Consider the following 3,032-nt stretch of genomic DNA (forward strand, 5'->3'; position numbering starts at 1 on the left):
GCTCACAGGGGATGGGTTGAGTTCCACCCCACCATTTACCGTTTTTTTCACATGCCATCCGGATAATTCCGGGGATTGCGGCATCTGAGCCTGCCAATCCCTCGTGCGAATTTCTGGAACGCATCCCTGATGGCCAAGACCCAAACCCTGCCCACTTCCGCCCGACGCGCTCGCTTCGGCTTGCCTTGGTACGCCTGGCTGTTGCTGGCGGCCGTCGCTGCCTACGGGCTGGCATTCGCCATGCACTGGGATGACCGAGGCCTGCTCTGGGTGTCCGAACACTTCGAAAGCCCTGCCCAGCGCCAGGAGAGTGTCTGGCTGCCGGATTACCGCGCCGTGATCGACGCCAAGCCCCTGCCCGGCATGGAAAAAGACGAAGCCTCGGACGTGACCTACAACCCGCAAACCAAAACCCTGTTTGCGGTCATGGGCAAGAATCCGTTCCTGGTGGAACTGAACCTGCAAGGCGACGTACTGCGCAAGATGCCGTTGGTGGGCTGGAGCAATCCGGAAGGCGTGGCCTATATGGAAAATGGCCTGCTGGCCATCACGGATGAGCGAAACCATACCCTGTCGATCGTGCAGGTCGATGCCCAAACGCAGACGCTGGACAGCAAGGACTTTCCCAAATATGACCTTGGCCCATCGAAGAACCAGAACAAAGGGTTCGAGGCAGTCGTCTGGGATCCCCGTAACCAGCAACTGGTGCTGGGTGAAGAGCGCCCACCTGCCCTGTTCACCTGGAAAAGCGATGGCAGCCAATCGCTCAAGGGCGACAAGCAGATCCATGTGAATGACGAGCTGGATCTGCGCAACCTCTCGGCCCTCGCGGTCGACCCTCGCACCGGTCATATGCTGGTGCTGTCCGCCGACTCCCACTTGCTGCTGGAACTGGATCAAAGAGGCGATCAAGTCAGCTTCACTACGCTGCTGGGTGGTTTCAACGGCCTGAAAGACACGATTCCCCGCGCCGAAGGTGTCACCGTCGATGAGGCAGGCAATCTTTACATGGTCAGCGAACCCAACCTGTTCTATCGTTTTGAAAAAACACGCTGACGGCGCGAACTCTGCAGGACCCATCTTCCTTCGTTGTAGGGTGTGGCACACAGCCATTAAGCTTCAGTTCAGGCAGTCGTGGTATTTCCAGCCACCTGTTCTTATCCGAGCCCACCCCACATGCGTCGACTCGCCCGCCCCAAGCCCCTGATTCTCCTGTCGTTGACGGTCGCCCTGGTTCTGCTTATCGCAGCAGGACAGTACCTGCGCCTGTTCGAACGCGCCTGGTTCAACATCAATACCCTATGGCATACCGTTGGCGAGCAGGCCATTGCCTTGGATAAGTATCAGGTCACGATACAAGCCCAGGTCATCGAAGGCCTCGACGACGATGTGTCGGCGCTGACGTTCGATCCGGTCCGCAAGAGCTTGTTCACCGTGACCAATCAGAATGCCGAACTGATCGAGTTGTCGCTGGACGGCAAGATCCTGCGGCGCATCGCCCTGATCGGCTTCGGCGACCCGGAAGCGGTGGAGTTCATCAGTGAAAACATCTACGTCATCACTGACGAACGCCAGCAACGACTGATCAAGATTCACCTGGAAGAAGACACCCGATTCCTCGACGCGGCCGACGCCGAGCAGATGACGCTCGGCGTCCACATGAGCGGTAACAAGGGCTTCGAAGGGTTGGCCTACGACTCGATCGGCAAGCGCCTGTTCGTTGCCAAGGAACGCGACCCGATGTTGATCTACGAAGTGCACGGTTTTCCCCACCACAATCCGGAGAAATCCTACGCGGTGCACGTCATCAACAACCCCAAGCGCGACGCCGGGTTGTTTGTCCGCGATCTCTCAAGCCTGCAATACGACGAACGCAGCGGCCACTTGCTGGCCCTGTCCGATGAGTCGCGGCTGATCATCGAGCTGGATATTGATGGACGACCGCTGAGCACGCTGTCGCTGAACAAGGGTCGCCATGGACTGGAGAAAACCATACCGCAGGCCGAAGGCCTGGCCATGGACGACGATGGCAACCTGTACGTGGTGAGCGAGCCGAATCTGTTCTATGTGTTCAAGAAGCCACAGCCTTGAACCACTTACTCTGAACTACAAACCAATGTGGGAGCGAGCTTGCTCGCGATGGCGGTCTATCCGACACACTGCTGTTGGCTGACACACTGCCATCGCGAGCAAGCTCGCTCCCACAGGGTTCGGTGCTGAATCAGCCCGGCTTTTACTCAGCCCGCAGGGTCTTCACCCCATCAGCAGTCCCCAACAACAGCACATCGGCCGGACGGGCAGCGAACAGGCCATTGGTGACCACACCGACGATGGCGTTGATCTGGCTTTCCAGTTCCACCGGGTTGGTGATCTGCAGGTTGTGCACATCGAGGATGATGTTACCGTTGTCGGTCAACACGCCCTCGCGATACACCGGGTCGCCGCCCAGCTTCACCAACTGGCGTGCCACGTGGCTGCGAGCCATCGGGATGACTTCCACCGGCAGCGGGAACGCGCCGAGCACCGGCACCAACTTGCTGGCATCGGCGATGCAGATGAACGTCTTGGCGACGGCCGCGACGATTTTCTCACGGGTCAATGCCGCGCCACCGCCCTTGATCAAGTTCAGGTGCGCGTCGCTTTCGTCGGCGCCATCGATGTAGAACTCCAGGTCGCTCACGGTGTTGAGCTCGTACACCGGGATGCCGTGGCCCTTCAGGCGTGCGGCGGTGGCTTCGGAGCTGGCGACCGCGCCATCGAATGCGCCCTTGTGCCGCGCCAGTGCGTCGATGAAGCAATTGGCGGTAGAGCCGGTGCCGACCCCGACGATGCTCTTGTCATCCAGTTTCGGGAGGATGAGGTCGACAGCGGCCTGGGCCACGGCCTGTTTGAGTTGATCCTGGGTCATGCGGGCTCCGAAGGTGCCGAGAGGGAACGAAAGGCCGGCATTATAGGCGTCGAAAAGGCCTTGGTCATTGCCTGATTGGTACCGATCCCGCCGAGGCCGCAGGAGCTGTGTTGAACTGTGTAGG

3 protein-coding genes are annotated in these 3,032 nt (G+C 59.5%); 2 read left to right on the top strand and 1 reads right to left on the bottom strand.

All coding sequences use genetic code 11. The features are described from left to right. The first annotated feature begins 129 nt into the window (after positions 1-129). Together OC610_RS24360 and OC610_RS24365 are read left to right on the top strand one after the other, a co-directional pair. Entirely contained in the window at positions 130-1,056 is a 927-nt protein-coding gene (locus OC610_RS24360) for an SdiA-regulated domain-containing protein (RefSeq protein WP_264431505.1), read from the top strand. Positions 1,057-1,176: 120 nt separating this feature from the next. Beyond that, positions 1,177-2,091, top strand: coding sequence for an SdiA-regulated domain-containing protein (locus OC610_RS24365; protein ID WP_264431508.1), 915 nt, complete (start codon positions 1,177-1,179; stop codon positions 2,089-2,091). Positions 2,092-2,233: 142 nt separating this feature from the next. On the opposite strand, the gene rpiA is transcribed toward OC610_RS24365, so the two are convergent. Continuing rightward, positions 2,234-2,908, bottom strand: coding sequence for a ribose-5-phosphate isomerase RpiA (gene rpiA, locus OC610_RS24370; RefSeq protein WP_249876595.1), 675 nt, complete (start codon positions 2,906-2,908; stop codon positions 2,234-2,236). Positions 2,909-3,032: the final 124 nt, after the last annotated feature.

It is taken from the genome of Pseudomonas agronomica, from assembly GCF_025917275.1.
GTDB lineage: Bacteria > Pseudomonadota > Gammaproteobacteria > Pseudomonadales > Pseudomonadaceae > Aquipseudomonas > Aquipseudomonas agronomica.

Bases quoted from the DNA above. Each gene is read 5' to 3' on its own strand.
- OC610_RS24365 (WP_264431508.1), top strand. From the start codon at position 1,177: ATGCGTCGACTCGCCCGCCCCAAGCCCCTGATTCTCCTGTCGTTGACG.
- rpiA (WP_249876595.1), bottom strand. From the start codon at position 2,908: ATGACCCAGGATCAACTCAAACAGGCCGTGGCCCAGGCCGCTGTCGAC.
- OC610_RS24360 (WP_264431505.1), top strand. From the start codon at position 130: ATGGCCAAGACCCAAACCCTGCCCACTTCCGCCCGACGCGCTCGCTTC.